Annotated in this window: 17 protein-coding genes and 2 pseudogenes; 1 reads left to right on the plus strand and 18 read right to left on the minus strand. The window is 64.4% G+C overall.

Annotation, left to right across the window (positions count from 1 at the left end):
* Nucleotides 1-126: 126 nt before the first annotated feature.
* The 4 genes and pseudogenes from VSR72_RS11175 to VSR72_RS11190 all read right to left on the minus strand — a co-directional run.
* Nucleotides 127-723, minus strand: a pseudogene (locus VSR72_RS11175) (helix-turn-helix domain-containing protein); the annotation flags it as partial.
* 22 nt (nucleotides 724-745) lie between these two features.
* Nucleotides 746-1672 (minus strand): class I SAM-dependent methyltransferase, encoded by a 927-nt coding sequence (locus VSR72_RS11180; RefSeq protein WP_342952440.1) that lies wholly within the window; start codon nucleotides 1670-1672, stop codon nucleotides 746-748.
* The gene (locus VSR72_RS11185; protein ID WP_342952441.1) at nucleotides 1669-3021 is read right to left on the minus strand and encodes an STM4012 family radical SAM protein; all 1353 of its coding nucleotides are present in this window, start codon (nucleotides 3019-3021) and stop codon (nucleotides 1669-1671) included. The genes VSR72_RS11180 and VSR72_RS11185 overlap by 4 nt, the downstream gene beginning before the upstream one ends.
* Nucleotides 3022-3232: 211 nt before the next feature.
* The gene (locus tag VSR72_RS11190) at nucleotides 3233-3715 is read right to left on the minus strand and encodes a Mu transposase C-terminal domain-containing protein (RefSeq protein WP_342952442.1); all 483 of its coding nucleotides are present in this window, start codon (nucleotides 3713-3715) and stop codon (nucleotides 3233-3235) included.
* Between VSR72_RS11190 and VSR72_RS11195 the strand changes: the two are divergent.
* A pseudogene (locus VSR72_RS11195) lies at nucleotides 3683-4413 on the plus strand (IS6 family transposase). The gene VSR72_RS11190 and the pseudogene VSR72_RS11195 sit on opposite strands and share 33 nt — an antisense overlap.
* 262 nt (nucleotides 4414-4675) lie before the next feature.
* On the opposite strand, the gene hypE reads toward VSR72_RS11195, so the two are convergent.
* The 14 genes from hypE to VSR72_RS11265 are packed head-to-tail and all read right to left on the minus strand — an operon-like array spanning nucleotide 4676 to nucleotide 16500.
* A complete protein-coding gene (gene hypE, locus VSR72_RS11200; RefSeq protein ID WP_342952443.1) occupies nucleotides 4676-5752 on the minus strand; it encodes a hydrogenase expression/formation protein HypE in 1077 nt (358 codons plus the stop codon).
* Nucleotides 5749-6885: a hydrogenase formation protein HypD gene (gene hypD / locus VSR72_RS11205; protein WP_342952444.1), complete on the minus strand. Its 1137-nt coding sequence runs from the start codon at nucleotides 6883-6885 to the stop codon at nucleotides 5749-5751. Before hypD ends, hypE begins: the two co-directional genes overlap by 4 nt.
* The gene (locus VSR72_RS11210; protein WP_342952445.1) at nucleotides 6882-7148 is read right to left on the minus strand and encodes a HypC/HybG/HupF family hydrogenase formation chaperone; all 267 of its coding nucleotides are present in this window, start codon (nucleotides 7146-7148) and stop codon (nucleotides 6882-6884) included. Before VSR72_RS11210 ends, hypD begins: the two co-directional genes overlap by 4 nt.
* 3 nt (nucleotides 7149-7151) lie before the next feature.
* A complete protein-coding gene (locus tag VSR72_RS11215; RefSeq protein WP_342952446.1) occupies nucleotides 7152-8321 on the minus strand; it encodes a carbamoyltransferase HypF in 1170 nt (389 codons plus the stop codon).
* On the minus strand, nucleotides 8318-9274 hold the full coding sequence (gene hypB / locus VSR72_RS11220) for a hydrogenase nickel incorporation protein HypB (RefSeq protein WP_342952447.1): 957 nt from the start codon (nucleotides 9272-9274) through the stop codon (nucleotides 8318-8320). The genes VSR72_RS11215 and hypB overlap by 4 nt, the downstream gene beginning before the upstream one ends.
* A gap of 31 nt (nucleotides 9275-9305) precedes the next feature.
* The gene (locus VSR72_RS11225) at nucleotides 9306-9653 is read right to left on the minus strand and encodes a hydrogenase maturation nickel metallochaperone HypA (protein ID WP_342952448.1); all 348 of its coding nucleotides are present in this window, start codon (nucleotides 9651-9653) and stop codon (nucleotides 9306-9308) included.
* Entirely contained in the window at nucleotides 9641-10711 is a 1071-nt protein-coding gene (locus tag VSR72_RS11230; protein WP_342952449.1) for a hydrogenase maturation factor HoxV/HupK, read from the minus strand. The genes VSR72_RS11225 and VSR72_RS11230 overlap by 13 nt, the downstream gene beginning before the upstream one ends.
* The gene (gene hybE, locus VSR72_RS11235) at nucleotides 10708-11259 is read right to left on the minus strand and encodes a [NiFe]-hydrogenase assembly chaperone HybE (protein ID WP_342952450.1); all 552 of its coding nucleotides are present in this window, start codon (nucleotides 11257-11259) and stop codon (nucleotides 10708-10710) included. The genes VSR72_RS11230 and hybE overlap by 4 nt, the downstream gene beginning before the upstream one ends.
* Nucleotides 11256-11489, minus strand: a complete 234-nt coding sequence (locus tag VSR72_RS11240; RefSeq protein ID WP_069269204.1) for a rubredoxin — start codon at nucleotides 11487-11489, stop codon at nucleotides 11256-11258. The genes hybE and VSR72_RS11240 overlap by 4 nt, the downstream gene beginning before the upstream one ends.
* Nucleotides 11490-11491: 2 nt before the next feature.
* Nucleotides 11492-12343 carry a hydrogenase expression/formation protein gene (locus tag VSR72_RS11245; RefSeq protein WP_342952451.1) on the minus strand — a complete coding sequence of 284 codons (852 nt, stop codon included), beginning with the start codon at nucleotides 12341-12343 and terminating at the stop codon, nucleotides 11492-11494.
* 60 nt (nucleotides 12344-12403) lie between these two features.
* Nucleotides 12404-13195 (minus strand): HypC/HybG/HupF family hydrogenase formation chaperone, encoded by a 792-nt coding sequence (locus VSR72_RS11250; protein WP_342952452.1) that lies wholly within the window; start codon nucleotides 13193-13195, stop codon nucleotides 12404-12406.
* Nucleotides 13196-13203: 8 nt separating this feature from the next.
* Nucleotides 13204-13866: a HyaD/HybD family hydrogenase maturation endopeptidase gene (locus VSR72_RS11255; protein ID WP_342952718.1), complete on the minus strand. Its 663-nt coding sequence runs from the start codon at nucleotides 13864-13866 to the stop codon at nucleotides 13204-13206.
* 7 nt (nucleotides 13867-13873) lie between these two features.
* Entirely contained in the window at nucleotides 13874-14584 is a 711-nt protein-coding gene (gene cybH / locus VSR72_RS11260) for a Ni/Fe-hydrogenase, b-type cytochrome subunit (protein ID WP_342952453.1), read from the minus strand.
* A 59-nt stretch (nucleotides 14585-14643) separates the two neighbouring features.
* Nucleotides 14644-16500 carry a nickel-dependent hydrogenase large subunit gene (locus tag VSR72_RS11265; protein WP_342952454.1) on the minus strand — a complete coding sequence of 619 codons (1857 nt, stop codon included), beginning with the start codon at nucleotides 16498-16500 and terminating at the stop codon, nucleotides 14644-14646.
* Between the last annotated feature and the right edge of the window lie 36 nt (nucleotides 16501-16536).

The following is a 16536-nucleotide window of genomic DNA, read 5'->3' on the forward strand; positions in this document are numbered from 1 at the left end:
ATCTCCCGATCAAAATGGCGTCCGCCGAACAACTTCTCCGCACTCTTCAGCTTGCTCATCGCGGCTCGTCGGTTCGTTTTGTTCCGACAACTCTAACCCATTCGCCGCCCCTATTTGCACCAGAGCCCCATGACTCTCGGCACGCCCGGGCGAGAGCGACAACATCCGGTCCTTGCGATCCAGCGCCTGGATGGCTGTCTTCTCGTCCACGCAGAACACCACCGCATGCAATGGCGGATTAAGGTACAGCCCGATCACATCGGCGGCCTTGGTCTCAAAGTCAGGATCGTTGGACACCATGTGCGCATCGAGACGATGTGGCCGAATGTCGTGCTTGCGCCAGATACGTTGCACGGTCATGAAGGCCATGCCCAGCTGTGCCGCCAGTTTGCGGCTGCTCCAGTGCGTCGAGCCGTCGGCCGGCTTGCGTCGCAGCGTGTAGTCGAGCACTCTCGCTTCAAGGCCCGCGAGGTCAGGTCGCGGCGCACGGCCTGGATGTCTGCCGTACAGGCCAGTAAGGCGCTCACTGGCGAAACGCGTTTGCCACGTTGTGATGAAACGCGAATCGCATCGCAATTCGGCCATGATCGCCGCACGCGAGGCTCCTTCGTCGAGCAGCAGGATCAACCGCGCACGCCTCACCTCGCCAACGGCCATTGTGCGGCTGCGCTGCATCGACATCAGTTCTTCGCGCTCGGTTTCACTCAGATTCATTTTGCCCATACACTATTAGATCAGTGCAATTTCATTGGTTCACTGGACTAGAGTTCCGCAACGAAACTGGTGACGTAAAATACTCGTATTTACCCGTCAAAATGCTCTGTGCGAATTGGAGTCCGTATATCCCAAAAATCCAGTCTTCAACCACATAGTTGCCCGTCAGCTCCGTAGGAGACGTCATGTTCCACCCTGGCATTTCAATCCGATTGACGTGTCTCGGACGAACCCCCATCGACTTGACTGCGGTAGCATCGGCTCCAAGGGGTATGCTGTCGAACAAGACTAAAGGAAGATTGTCGCTGTTCGAAAGATCGACCTTCGTCAACGTGAACCGCTCGACCGAGTTTGCTTTTCTCGAGAGAAACTTCTCAACGGCATGCACATGCGTCGGAATACCCGGATGGGAATCCCACTTGGCGTAGAAATCGGAACGAAGAATCTGCCAGTCCGCATATTGCGAGTCGAGATCGCCTCGGTCAAACGAATTGGCATGTCGGCACTCGTGCGGAACTGGGTAGCGAGGAATTCCAATAATCGATGTGAAATTGTGAAATCCGCCCGCCTTAGTCCGTTGCCTCATTTCCCGAAGCAAGGGAATCCACACGTCTTTCGTCACGAAATGTAACGACGAATGCGCCATAACTAGATCATAATTTTCATCCGGTACGAAATCCTCGATCCGTTCCTCGATCACATCGATGTTCAATGAATAACGGTCAGCAATCGAATGGAGTTTCTTTACGGCGTTCGAGGAAAGTTCCAAGGCAGTCACCTTGTGTCCCCTGAGGGCAAGAAAGAGCGCATTTCTGCCTTCGCCACAGCCGATGTCTATAACAGTCGAGTTTCGTGGTAGAAACTGTTCAATTTCAAATACCTCAACACTCGGTCCGCCCATCGTCCACACTTTCGCGTCCGAATAACCTTTCTCCCAAAATCGCTCACTGTTGCTCATCGTGGAACATACCTTTCTTCCAGGGTTTTCACATGGTTCGAGAAAAGATGGTGCGCGACCAAATTACTGTATTTGTAACCCTTCCTGGTCAATCGAATCTTGTCATTGGACGGTGGCTCGATGCACCCCTCAGCCTCAAGTGCATCAATTACGTCCAAAAAATCAGAATACAGATTCCGGTCAAACTGTGATGAATAGTATGTCCCAGAAAGTTGGTTCAGCGTAAGGCTGAGGATGAAATATCTCAAGCGCTCTTCGTAAGCATCAAGAACAATCCCGTACCTCACCATGCTGTGTTCGGTGATTTCGAGGTTCGAATAATCTTCAATGGCCTTGCCGACCTCGTTGAGGTCGACCGCGTAGTCGAAGCTGTAGTGGTATTTTCCGTTGTAGCTTCTTGCGCCTGTTCCAATTCCGATCATCGGAACGCCGAGAAAGTCGGAAGTCTCTTGGGCGTACGCGCTGCTATTCTCTGGCAGACGGGTGAACCTAGTGAAGGACTCTTGTCGGTATTCATTCATTTGCATGAACTCGACATTGCTATCGTAGATCGCATACTTGGTCTGGTCGTCGATGTATCGCTCCGGATGCAATCGCTGCTGCTTATGAATCGCTGTGAGAGGTCGGCTAATTGCAGGATACAGTGAAATAGTCATTGGACCTGATGAAACGATGTGGCGGAGCGAATTTTGCCAGCTTTCGTAGGTCTGACCTGAAAGGCCGTAGATCAGATCCAGATTGAAATTTTCGAAACGCTTTCGGATATTTTCTACCGCAGAGATTGTTGTCGAAACCGGGTATGGGCGACCGCTGGCCTTCAGCTCTGCGGAATCCATAGTTTGGATACCCATACTGATTCGGTTCACGCCGTGGCTTTTCAAGAAATCGAGGAGTTCTTCAGACATCGAGTCGGGAGAACCTTCGACACATAGCTCAGCAGAGGACGCAATATTTGGGAATCCGTGTTGAATCGATGAAAAAATCTGTCCGAATTGTTTTTCGTTTAGAATAGTCGGAGTTCCGCCACCAAAATACACAGATACAACTGTCTTCCTACCCGTGTACTTGGCATAAAATTTGATTTGTTCACATATCTTATCAACATAATTTTGTATTATGTCCTCTGTACCCTGGGTCGTTAGAAATAACGTACAATAAGTACACCTGTATCTGCAAAATGGTATATGGATATATATTGAAGCTGGCCCACGATCACCGGTGTGCCATATTTCCGTAATGCCGATATTATGTAGACTTTTATACGACCTTTTCGAAGGATAACTATATACATACGACTTTAAGTGATTGCTCCTTATAGAATGTCGAATTGAATCCGCGATTTGCTGCATGCTTTTCTCCTAGTCACTTCTGCATTTTCTGACGAGTGCACCAAATAGTGCGTTGTGCGTTATGTGGGCATGAAGACGAAAACTGATGCCCGCAAATTGGACGGTGCCACGCAGGGGTTGTGTGGCTTCATGTTGCACCTCACCATTGCTCGACGTCATATGCATTCACCGGGGCGTCATAGTCGACGTGCTCGCTCGCGCGTTCTGAACTCTACCGTCGCAGAGGCAGATCGTTGAATGCCTCTATCGTCGGTATGCTTCGTGGCCATGTACGTCGACGTCCCTTTGTCTCGCGCGCCGCATTGGCGATCAATCGCCGCTGCTCTTCTACTGTGCGAAAAATCTGGCTTTCCGAGATCGAACTCTGGCCCTCGGCCCGGATCGCCTTCAACGCCCTTCGGTGTTCGAACAGGGAGATCGACGGGCGCCGCAAGTCAGCATACCGGACTTCGATATAGTCTTTACCTGCGGCGCTCACAAACACGCGCGACGGGTCTTCCGGGTGGTAGCGTACGGTCACCGAACGTCGTGTTTCTCTCCACGCGGCGAACAACGGATGCCAATAACGTATCCGGAAGATCGTGAGTCCGTCCGCCTGAATCGTCCTTGAAGCGACGGGGGCTCTGTCAGGTTGATGGAGAGGGGGCGGTAGAATGACGTAATGAAGAAGACAAAGCCGCTTTATCACGACCACCGCTTCCCTGCCGTCGTCATCAGCTGCGCGGTTCGCTGGTATTTCCGGTTCAGCCTGAGCCTGCGCGACGTCGAGGCGTTGCTGCTTGAGCGTGGTGTTGTGGTCACGTATGAGACGATCCGTTGCTGGTGCGGCAAGTTCGGCGCCAGATTCGCCCAGTGCGCCAAAGCGGCGCGGCGCAAGCCGGGCAGTACGTGGTACCTCGACGAGATGTTCGTGACGCTGCGCGGCGAGCCGTATCTGTTGTGGCGAGCGGTCGACGAGCATGGCGCTGAACTGGACGTGCCTGTGCAAAAGCAGCGCGACAAGGCAGCGGCAAAGCGCTTCTTCCTCAGGTGCTGCGTTCAAACCCGGTGCCGCGCAAGATCGTGACCGACCAGCTGCGCAGCTATCCGGCGGCGAAGTCGGACATTCCTGAGCTTGCTCAGGTGAAGCACATTTTCGTCAAGGCGGCCGCACGCGTGAACAACCGTGCCGAGAACAGCCACCAGCCGACCCGCAGGCGGGAGCGCCAGATGTGCGGTTTTCGCGATGCGCGTCGCACGCAGGCGTTTCTTTCGTGCTTCGGCCCGATCCGGCAGCACTTCGCGTTGCCCAGACACCAGATGAACGCGGCATGTCATCGTACCGCGCTCCAGAAACGTTTCGCGACGTGGCATGGTTGGACTGTCACTGCGGCCGGAGACAGGGTTATCTAATAAGGATAACTACTCGTACGCCACAAAGACAGACTACATCGGCCAACCTGACAGAGCCCCTCGAACTCGTCGTCCAGCACGCGCACGGTGGCGAGCCGGCGCAGCGGGAGCGGAGCGGGACTAGCGAACTCATTGCTTAATCGAAGCCGTGGGGAACCCGTCGTTCAGGACTCCCCGCGAGCACAACGTGACAGGAGGGCTGGCGGTCCGCCATCGTACCTTGAGTCTCCCGATACCCATCTGAGCCATCGGCGCAAGCGGATCAGCAGATCCGCGGCAGTTGCTCGCCCGAAAGCCAGTCGGCAATGCGCCGGCCGCCGAATTTCGTCTCGATCTGCACGAATCCATGCGCGTCCTCGACCACTTCGCCGATGCGCGCCGCCGCCGCGCCCAACGGATGCGCGCGCATCGCCGCGAGCAGTTGCGGCGCGTCGCCGCTTGCACAGATCGCGACCAACTTGCCTTCGTTGGCGACATAGAGCCGATCGAGGCCCAGCAGCTCACACGCCGCATCGACTTGCGGCAGCACGGGAATCGCTCGCTCCTGAATGCGCATCCCGACGCCCGACTGGCCGGCGATCTCGTTGAGGGTCGTGGCAAGCCCGCCGCGCGTGGGGTCGCGCAGCACGCGCACGCCGGGCACGACGGCAAGCATGTCCGCCACGAGCGTGTGCAGCGCGGCGCTGTCCGAGCGAATCTGCGTTTCGAAGCCCAGGCCCTCGCGCTGCGACATGATCGCCACGCCATGTTCGCCGATCGTGCCCGAGAGCAGCACGACATCGCCGGGCCGCGCCTGCGAGCCGTCGATATGAATGCCCGCGGGCACGACGCCGATGCCGTTCGTGGTGATGAACACACCGTCGCCCTTGCCGCGCTCGACGACCTTGGTGTCGCCCGTCACGATCGGCACGCCGCACGCGTGCGACGCCGCGGCCATCGACTCGACGATGCGGCGCAGATCCGCCAGCGGGAAGCCCTCCTCTAGAATGAAGCTCGCACTGAGATACGAAGGCCGCGCGCCCGCCATCGCGACGTCGTTGACGGTGCCGTGCACGGCGAGGCTGCCGATGTCGCCACCTGGAAAGAACAGTGGCGAGACGACGTGCGCGTCGGTGGCCATCACCATGCGCTCGCCAGGGCCTGGCGCAAGCGGCGCGAACGCGGCCTGGTCGTTGCCCTGGCGCAGCCATTCGTTGTCGAAGGCTGCGACGAACAGCTCGCGGATCAGTTGCGCCGACGCGCGGCCGCCCGCGCCGTGGCCCATGTCGATGCGGCCGTCGCGAAAGTTCAGGGGCCGCACGAAGGCGGGCTTGACCGGAGATGGGTAGGCTGGGCTCATGTTGCGACGACCGGAATATCCTTGAAACGACCATAAGAGTAATGCGCGGCGCACGCGCCTTCGCTCGACACCATGCACGAGCCCATCGGATTCTCGGGCGTACAGACAGTGCCGAACAGCGTGCAGTCGCGCGGGTGCTTGAGACCGCGAAGGATCGCCCCGCACTCGCACTTGCGATGATCGGCGACGGGCCGGTAGACGAGTTCGTAGCGGCTTTCCGCGTCGTAGCGCGCGTACTTCCGGCGAATGCGCAGCGCGCTCGCCGGGACCTCGCCCAGGCCACGCCACTCGAACGACTCGCGCGTTTCGAACACGTCCTGCATGAGCGCCTGCGCGGCCGCATTGCCCGCGCGCGTGACGGCGCGTGCGAATTCGTTCTCCACCTCGGCGCGGCCGTCGTTGACCTGGCGCACGAGCATGAGGATCGCCTGCAACACGTCGAGCGGCTCGAACCCGGCGATCACGACCGGCTTGCGATACCCCTGCGCGAAGGCCTCGTAAGGCGCGGAGCCGATCACGATGCTCACGTGCGCGGGGCCGACGAAGCCGTCGAGCGGCACCGCGTTCGCGTCGACGGACGGCGCGGCGAGCAGCTGAGTGATGGCGGCGGGCGTGAGCACGTGGCAGCACAGCACACTGAAGTTCTCCGCGCCGCTGGCCGCCGCCTCGCGCACGACGAGCGCGGTGGGCGGCGTGGTGGTCTCGAAGCCGATTGCGAAAAAGACCACCTCACGCTCGGGATGCTCGCGCGCGATGCGCAGCGCGTCGCGCGGCGAATACACCATGCGGATGTCCGCGCCGCGCGCCTTGGCCCGCTGGAGCGACAGGCCGTCCGAGGCCGGCACGCGCATCGTGTCGCCATAGGTGCAGAGGATCACGCCGCGTTCGAGCGCGAGGCGAATCGCCTGATCGATGCGCCCGATCGGCAGCACGCAAACCGGGCAGCCGGGACCGTGGATCATCCGCGCGTTTTCAGGCAGGAGATCGGCCACGCCGTAGCGGGAAATCGCGTGCGTGTGACCGCCGCAGAACTCCATGAAGTGGTAGCGGCGCTCGGTCTGCGTCTGCGCTTGGATGCGCCCGGCAATGCGCGCGGCGAGTTCGCCATCGCGGAATTCGTCGACGTATTTCATCGCGCGGCTCCGGGTTGCGCGATGGGCGCGTCATGCGCCTCGCCAAGCGACTGGGCGACTTCGCCGAACAGCGCGAGCGTGCGCTCGGCCTCTTCCGGGTCGATCACGCCCAGCGCGAAGCCGACATGCACGATCACGTAATCGCCCGGGCGCGCGTCTGGCACGAGCGCGAGCGAGACCGTCTTGCGCACGCCCCCGAGATCGACGACGCCCGTTTCGGCGTCAGACCATTCGATGAGCCGTGCGGGAATGGCTAAACACATGGGCTAACTCCTGATTCCTGGCGCAGTCGCGAGCATCGCGCCTAACTGCGGATCGTATGCGGCAACCCAGGCTTGACCAAGCGCGAGGCCGGCGTCGCCACAGGGTACTGTGCCGGGCATGAGGGTGCGCACCCCGCGCGTCGCGAGAGACGCGCGCAGTTGCGCGGTGAGCAGCCGGTTTGCGAAGCAACCGCCGCCAAGGAGCACGGAGCGACCTTGCGCGGCGAGCGCGGCCCAGTGGGCGAGCGCCACAGCCAGTGCGAGATGAAAGACGGCGGCGCCGCGCGCGGCTTCGCCCGCGTCCGCGAGCGTCAGCAGCTCGGCGAGGAGCGGACGAAGGTCAAGCTCGCCGCTGTCCGTGACTTGCCACAGGTCCGCCACATCGGGGGCCTCGTGCGCGTCGAGGTAGCCGCTCGCGAGCCTTTCGAGCGCGATGGCCGCCTCGGCTTCGGCGCGCTGGCGCAGGCTCACGCCGAGAAGTCCCGCCGCAGCGTCGAACCACCGTCCCGCGCCGGTGCTCGGCGGGCAATTGAGGCTGCGCGCGAGCATGATGCCGACCGTGCGCGCGGCGCTATCGCCCACGGCGGCCGCGAGGCGCGGCTCGATTTCGTCGCCGCGCCCGAGCGCGTGCAGGGCGGCGGCGGCCATGCGCCAAGGCTCGCGCGCCGCGACGTCGCCGCCGGGCAGCGCGAGCGGCGTGAGACTGCCTAGGCGCTGCCAGCCGGCGGGCGCCACTTCCAGCAGTTCGCCGCCCCAAGCGGCGCCGTCCGTGCCGAGACCCACGCCGTCGAGCGCGAGGCCGACAACGTGCTCGCTCAACCCGTGCTCGGCCGCAACCGCGCCGATGTGCGCGTGATGATGCTGAACGGCAACGGTCGGTACGCCGAGCCGCTCACCCCATTCGAGCGCGACGCGCGTGCTGTAGAAGTCGGGATGCAGATCGTGCGCGATCGCGCGCACGGGCCGCCCCGCGCGCGCGGCGGCCTCGACGAGCGCGGCCACCGACGTATCGAGCGCCACGCAGTGCGCCGGGTCGTCGAGATCGCCGTGCAGCGGCGACCAGTGCACCTCGCCGCCGATGCACACGCACGCGGCGTTCTTCAGCCACGCGCCGGTGGCGAGCACCGTCTGATCGCCGAGGGCATGCGGCAGGTGCTGCACATGCGCCGTCATACGGCGTCTCCGGCGCGCCGCTGCTGCGCGCGCAACGCCGCAAGCTCGCTCTCCAGCACGCCGATGCGCTCGGCTATCGGGTCGCGCGCACGCGCGATCCAGTCGAGCCACGCATCGAGGCCTTCGCCGGTCGTGGCCGAGAGCCGGATCACTTCGAGCGACGGATTCACGCGGTGCGCATACGCGATGCACTGCTCGACGTCGAACTGCACATAAGGGAGCAGGTCAATCTTGTTGACGATCATGAGGCGCGCGGCTGCGAACATGTCGGGATACTTAAGCGGCTTGTCCTCGCCCTCCGTCACCGAGAGGATCGCGACCTTCGCCTCCTCGCCGAGATCCCACCGCGCGGGGCAGACGAGATTGCCGACGTTCTCGATGAACAGCACGCTGCGCGGTGCGTTGGACGCGAGGGGCGCGTGTTCATGCTCGTGCTCGTGCTCGTGAGAATGGTCGTGCAGCGGCAGCCGCCCGAAGGCCGTCGTGACCATCGCCGCGTCGAGATGGCAGCCCTTGCCCGTGTTCACCTGGATCGCGGGCGCACCGGCCGCGCGAATGCGCTCGGCGTCGTTCGCCGTCCGCTGGTCGCCCTCGATCACGCCGACGGGCAGGCCCGGCATCCGCTCGCGCAGCGCGGCGATCGACGCGCACAGCAGCGTCGTTTTCCCCGAGCCCGGGCTCGACACGAGATTCAGCGCACGCACGTCGTGTGCCGCGAAGTGCCGCCGGTTGGCGGCGGCATGGCGATTGTTCTCGCCCAGCACGTCCTGCTCGAGCTTGATGGTGCGCCCCTGGTCGAGGCCGGGCACCGTCACGCCCGCTGGCCCGAGGCCGTAGTGCAGGTCCCGGCCCGATGCGCCCGGGTGGGCGTGGGAATGAGAGCCGGAGTGGCGGTGCGCCTGCGCAGCGTTTTGCCGATCGCCGGTGCTGTCGCACCCGCATACCACACACATGTTGCTTCTCCTTGCGCTAATCCGATGATGGTCAGGCATCGTCGACGGTCAGGTCGACGATGCGCAGCTCCGTGCCGCCGTTCGGCTGGAGCCAGTAGCCGCCGCAGTGTGCGCAGGGGTCGCCGCGCGCGGCCAGCGGCACGGTCGCGTTGCAGTTCATGCACCACGCGCTGCCCGATGGTTCCTCGATCTCGACGCGCGCGCCGGCGAGGCAAGTGCCGGTGGCGATTGCTTCGAGAGCGAAGCGCAGCGCCTCGACCTCGACGCCCGCGAGTCGCCCGACTTCGAGCCTCAGCACCTTCACGCGGACAAAGCGCTCGCGCTTGGCGGCCGCTTCGACCGATGCCAGCACGCCGCCGGCCAGGCTTACTTCATGCATATCGTGGGTTCCGCCCGGTCGAGCGCATAGGCGATACACGGATCGAACGCGCCCATCCACACGCCTGCGCGCGCGGCAAACGCTCCATCACCGGGCGCGGGGTCGAGCCGCGACAAGGCTTGCGCGAGCGTGCCCTGGCGGTGGAAATTCCACTCGGTCGGCGCGACCACGCGGTAATCCTCGATGCGCGCCGTATCGTCCGGCGCGAGTCGCACCCAATGGACCAGCACGCCGCGCGCCATCTCGCACCAGCCGAGCGCCTCACCGGGTGCGCACGTCAGCGCGCCAAAGCGCAGCGCACGTGCGCCGTCGGCCGCCGCCAGCCGCACCACGTCCGCGACGCGCGCGCCAAGCCGCAGCCAGGGCGTATCGTAGTCCAGCGCGCACGGATCGTCGCTACGCGTCCACACGCCGGTCTCCGCGGGCAGGCCGCGTTGCAGGGGAGCGTGCGCGAAAGCCGGACTCCCGGCAATCGCTGTGGCCAGTTCGCTCAACCGCGCTTCGTCGATCACGAGTGGCCGCGGCGTGGCACTGGTCGTATCGGCGTATGGGCGGCAGTCTGCCAGCAACCGGGCCGGGAACGTCTTGGCCCGCGCGCTCCAGGCGCTCAGGCAGCCACGCGGATCGTCCGCCCAGTGTGCGAACCATTTGCACGCAGGCATGCCGAGAACATGCCGCTCCACCCAGTCGGGCAAGCCTGCCGCTTCGACATCGGGCAGCCTATGCGGCGCGGCGGCGGCAAGCCTCACGGGCCAGTCGGTCCAGATGCAGCGCAGCTGCACGGCGAGCGTTTCGCGCGTAAGCATCGAGGTATGAGCCGCTTTGACGGCATCCTCCCGCTCGTGCACCGCTGAGCCGCCCGCCGCGCCGACGGCAAGTTCCGCGCAGAGCCGGTGCGCGAGTCCGCACAGCGCGAACAGCGCCGAGAGCCGCGACGCGGCGGTTGCCGCCGGTTGCCCGCGCAGCAGCGCGGCGGCGAGCGGCGGGCGGCCGCCCGCGATGCTGTCCTGCCGGCCGGGGCGCACCCGGTATTGCCCGGCCAGCGTCGCCGCATTCATGCAGCGCTCCCGAACGCGCCCGGCCGCAACAGGAACGCGCGCCGCGACGCGCGCGGCGCAATGCCCGCTGGGTCGCCGTTCCCATCGCCCTTCGCGCCGCCTTCCCCGCCGCGCAACTGAGCGAGGACGGCCTGCGCGGTGGCGGCGGCGCTCTCCTGGCCGGCGAATTCGAACATCGGCGAAAAAAGCGAGCAGCACGCATACGCGCCAACGCCTTGCACGTGCGCGCCGATCCATTCGAAATCGACGTTGCCTACGCGCAAGCGTGCCTTGCCGCCCGGCCGCGGACATGGCACCGAATCCTCCATCGCGCCGGGCAGCCAGAGGAGATTCATGGACCACGGCGTGATCAGTACGCCGAGCCAGGCACCTCGCGCCCCGGCCTCCCCGGGCATCGGCGCGAAGCCGATTGCCTCGACGCGCAAGGCGCGATTCACGACCGGCATATCGCGCATCGCACCGTTGGCGACCGTCTCGAAGTGCGCGACCAGCGCCGCCACCCGTGGCTCGCCGCGCAGGGTGTCTCGCACGATGGCGCGCGCGGTCAAGCCGCGTCCCCCACCACCATGAACTGGTCCGCCGCGCCGTCGCAAACGGGGCAGCGCCAGTGCGCGGGAAGCGCCGCGAACGGCACGTGCGGCGGAATCTGCCAGACCGGGTCGCCTTGTTCGGGATCGTAGATCCACCAGCAGATCTTGCATTCGAGGCGCGTATGCGCCGCGATGCGGCTGCTATCGCCGAGATAGCTGCCCTCGAATTGCATCATGCGATCGTTCATCGTCACGCTTCGCCTACCCACTCGATCAACTGGGCGAGGCGCTCGCACGAATCCGCGATGTCTTCCGGCGCGGCGCGCACGACCTCCGGCAGATCGGTGATCTCGATCGTGTTCAGGATCAGCGTGTCCTGCGAGTTGAAATACGCAACGCGCCAGCAGTTTGCGATCGCCGTGCTGCCCACGCGGCAATTTCCGTAGCCGCGCGAGAGCACCTGCACGGAGCCCTCGCCCAGCATGGCGTCGATCAATCGTTCATCCCCTGGCAACAACGGCAGGAGCGTCAGGTTGACGGCATGGGGCGCGTCCCCGGCACGCCAGCGCGCAACATGATCGCGCACCTCGCTCAGGATCGACGGCGCGTTCATCACGCCCGGTGGCAACATCCCCGGCAACGGCGCCATCGGCTGCGTCCCCTCTGCGGGCCGCGCGAGGAGCGCCGGTGCTGCACCGATTTCGAGGCGGTCGGCCGCGCTCGCACCACCGGGCTCGACCACGCGCCATAGCCCGGTTAACACCGTCTCCTGGATCAGGACGCTGCCCCGCTGCGCATTGTCGATGCGCGCGCTGACCTCGCCCTCGCCCAGCACGTCGTTGAGAATGCGCGGCGCCACCGCGTCGCAGGTCGTCAGGTCGATCGCTTCGGGCGGCGTGCCGGGTTCGTATGCCGCCAGCACGCGCAGTACATCGCGCAGCACGCCGCGCGCGGCGTCGAGCGCCCGCGCATCGGCGCGCTCGGGCAGCGACGGCGCTACATAGGTGCGCATGCCTTGCGGCATCGGCAGATAGTCGAGCACCGCATCGCCCTCGTCCTGGCTGCCAGGGCCGAACGGCACGGGAAACGGAGTCATGGACATGGTTGGCAACCCCGATGATTGATTGATGTTTATTCGACACTTGGTAACGGATAGTGAAGCCTAGTGACAATCTGCCGAAGCGCCGGCGGCGTTGACGGGAATGCCGACCGAAGGCGCCCGCGTAGTCGGCTGCGCGAGCGCATGGGCGACGTTGGCCACGTAATCGTCCCAGTCCATCATGCCCGCGAGCGTCGTGACATAGCCGCCGTCGCGCAGCCACAGCAATGCGGGCCAGCGCTGCGAGCCGAAGCGGCGCGCGATCGCGTCCTCGCCTTCGCGCGTCGCCACAGCCACGCGCAATGGGCGGCCAAAGCGGCCCGCCGCGAGGCGCGCGAGTTCGGGCAGCACCACGGCCACGTCGAGGGATTCGGGAAAGCGCACCGGGTCGCCCGCAAGCAGCACGACGCATTCGCCGCCATCCGCCAGCCAGTCGTCGAGTGTGCGTTCGTCCACGAACTCGGCGTGTCCGTCGTCGATCAGCCGCTGCACCACGGGCGCTGCCTCATGCGCGGCGCCGCTCGTATTTGTCACGTCGATTCCTTGGTGGACCGGTGAGTGCCGCGCGCCGCCAGTCAGCCGGATCAGGTCGTCCACGCCGAGCGCGGACGGCAATTCAAAATGCGCGCTCGCGCGGGCCATGGCGGCGGCGCCCGCCAGCGCCCGCTCGACAAGCGAGAGCGTCGCGTCGATTTCCGCCGCGCGCGTCGCGTCGAGCTTCTCGCGCGCCGCGTCCAGAAAGACCAGCAGCCATTCACCAGCGCTGCACGGGCCAACCAGCGACGTGTCGATGCGGCGGCGCGCGCCGCGCCCGTCGCACGACGCCTGCAAGCCCTGCACCTCGATTACCCGCATCGGCACGCCTATGCACACGACGGCGGCTCCTCGCGGCGTGTGCGCAGCAGCACGCGCTCGTCGCCGGTGCGGCACGCATCGGCTTCGCTCGGCCGCTCGCCTTCGTAGCGCGCGAGCGCGAGATGCGGCAGCGTGACCGCCTCGTCGGCGCGCAGCGGGGTGCGGCGCGGCGAGGGTTCGCCGCACCATGCGGCAAGGCGCTCGACGCCCAGTTCGAGCGCGCGCTCCAGCGACGCCTTCATGGCGGGCCGCAAGCTGCCGCCGTAATCGTCCACTTCGTCGGGCTGGCAGCCGACCAGCAGCACGCGGCGCGGATACCGGCCGGTCAGGCGCGCGAGCATCAGCACCTCTTGGAAGCCGGTCTGGTGCAGGCTCATCTTGCGCACCCCGAGAAACGCCGGAACGTCGTCATCCTCAACGATCTTCAGCGTGCCGGGCGCGAGACCGTAGTCGACCGCGTCGAAAATCAGCAGGCTGTCGGCGGCCTGGACGTACTGGACCAGATACAGCCCTTGCGTGCCGCCGTCCATGAGGCTCACGTGCGGGGCGAATTCGAAGCGCTGTTGGAGCGCCTCGATGCAGCGCACACCAAAGCCCTCGTCGGCCCACAGCACGTTGCCGATGCCGAGCACGACGATGGCGGGCGCGCCGCTTTGCGGGGAAGTCAGCATCACAGCCTCACTTCTTGAACGTGCGGTAGCCCGAGATCATCGAGCCGACCATGCTCTGGCGGCCCATGATGTCCTCGCGGATCGCCGCATAGACATGCAGGATCACGAAGACTAGGATCGCCCACATGCCGAGGTGATGCCAGGTGTGCACACCTTGCGACTGGCCGAGCAGCGGACGCACCCAGCCAAACGCAATCTGCTGCCACGAACCCGCCTGCGCGCCTTCGCCGTACAGCGCGAAACCGGTCACGATCATGAACAGGGAGACCAGCAGGAACACGAAGAACATTGCGAATCGCGACAACGGATTGTGCCCGCTGAACTGGCGCGGCGTGGGCCCGACAAACGCGTAGTAACGCAGCATGGCGAGCATGTCGAGCCAGTACTCGCGCGAGAACACCGACACCCAGAACATCTCGCGCGCATGGTGATTGCCGACAATGGCCCAATAGGCGCGGCCCGCGAGTCCGATGGCGAACAGGTAGGCGGCGGTGAAATGCGCGAAGCGGATATAGCCCATCAGAAAATGCGCGCTTGCCTCGCCGGGCTGCGTAAGAAGCGGCGAGCCGATCAGGTAGCCGGTCACCGCGAGCACCACGATCGACGCCGCGTTGATCCAGTGCCAGACGCGCACCGGCGCTTCGTACACGTAAATCGCCTCGGCGGGCGGAACGGTGTCGCGCGCCTCTTCGCGTCGGGAATACGATTGCATCGTCATCGTCCTTTCTTGGCCGCCACTGCGCCGGCGAGCGCAGGCGCCGCAGCGGCCTGGTGGAGTTAGAGCACGGTCACGGCGGTCATTTCAGCGCCGTCCTCGCTCATCACGTGCGTCGAGCACGCCATGCAAGGATCGAACGAATGCAGCGAGCGCAGGATCTCGACAGGCTGCTCGGGGTTCGCCATGGGCGTGTTCATGAGGCTCGCCTCGAATGCGCCGATCTGCCCTTTAGCGTCGCGTGGGCCGCCGTTCCAGGTACTCGGCACGACGCACTGGTAATTCTCGATGCGGCCATCCTTGATCCTGATCCAGTGGCCGAGCGCGCCGCGCGGCGCGGCGACCGCGCCCACGCCCTTCGCTTCGGCGGGCCACGTCGACGGGTCCCACCTGTCGACGTTCGCGGTCGAGGTGTCGCCGTTGCGGATGTTGTCGATGAGGCTTCGCCAGTCGTCCGCCATCATCTCGGCGCAATACTCCGCTTCGAGCGCGCGGGCGAGCGTGCGGCCGATGGTGGTCGGCAGCAGTTGTTTCGCGCCGAGCGAGGTTTCGGGCAAGCCGAGCAGCTTCGGCATGCCCTGGTTCACGGCGACGAGCGAGGTTTCGATCTGCTCCTTCGTGCGCCCGCAATGCTCATTGCCCTGCTGCGCGTGCGCGTAGCCCAGGATGTAGCGCGCGAGCGGTCCGACCTCCATTGCGTGCCCGCGCCAGCGCGGCGACTTGACCCACGAGTATTTCGCGCTCTCGTCAATCGACTCGATCGCGGTGCGCGTGCCCTTCGTGTTGGGCCCCAGTTCGTAATGCGGCTCGGTAATCCCGTCCCAGGGATGCAGCCCGCGGTCGTTGTCCGGGTATTGATACCAGGAGTGCGCAACGAACTCCTGCACTTGCTCGGGGTCGCGCGGATCGACCGGCAGGATCGTGTTCCAGTCGCCGTTGAGAATCGCGCCGCCCGGCATCTGGTTGGTGGATGGGCTGTAGTTGACGAGCGGATACGCGCCGTAGTCCATCACGTTGGTCGCGGCGAGGCCGCCGCCATGCAACCAGCCGCGCGCCTTGTAGATCGTGCCGATCGCAAGCAGATCGGGCACGTAGACGTTGCGACAGAACGTGATCGCTTCGTCGATGAGCGACTCGACGAAGCTCAGGCGCTCCATGTTGATCGGCGCGCCGGCGGCGAGATCGCCGTCGATATTGATCGCGCACGGCACGCCGCCCACTAGGTAGTTCGGGTGCGGATTCTTGCCGCCAAAGATCGTATGAATCTTGACCCACTCCTTTTGCAGGTCGAGCGCTTCGAGGTAGTGTGTGACGGCCATCAGGTTAGCTTCCGGCGGCAGCACGTAGGCGGGGTTGCCCCAGTAGCCGTTCATGAACGGCCCGAACTGGCCGCTTTCAACGAACTTGCGCAGGCGCGTCTGCACGTCGCGGAAATAACCCCACGACGACATCGGATGCGCGGGCGAGACGCGTTGCTGCAACTCGGACGTGAGCTTGGGGTCGGCCTTCAGCGCCGATACCACATCGACCCAGTCGAGCGCGTGCAGGTGGTAGAAGTGCACCACGTGGTCGTGCACCTGCAATGTCTTCTCCATGATTTCGCGGATCAGGTGCGCGTTCGGCGGAATGCGGATGTCGAGCGCGTCCTCGACGGCGCGCACGGAGGCGAGTGCGTGACATCCCGTGCACACGCCGCAAATGCGCTCGACGAACGCCCACGCGTCGCGCGGATCGCGCCCCTTGAGAATGACTTCGAGCCCGCGCCACATGGTGCCGGTGGAGACGGCGTTGCGGATCACGTTGTTCGAATCGACATTGACCTCGACGCGCATGTGGCCTTCGATGCGCGTGACCGGATCGACGACGATGCGCCGCCCGCTGTTGTCGAGCTGAAACCCCTGGGTGGAAATGGCTGTCATGCTTGTTTTTTCCTGTGCTGCTTCCTGTGCTTGTCG

The sequence above is a fragment of the Paraburkholderia sp. JHI869 genome (assembly GCF_038900775.1).
GTDB lineage: Bacteria > Pseudomonadota > Gammaproteobacteria > Burkholderiales > Burkholderiaceae > Paraburkholderia.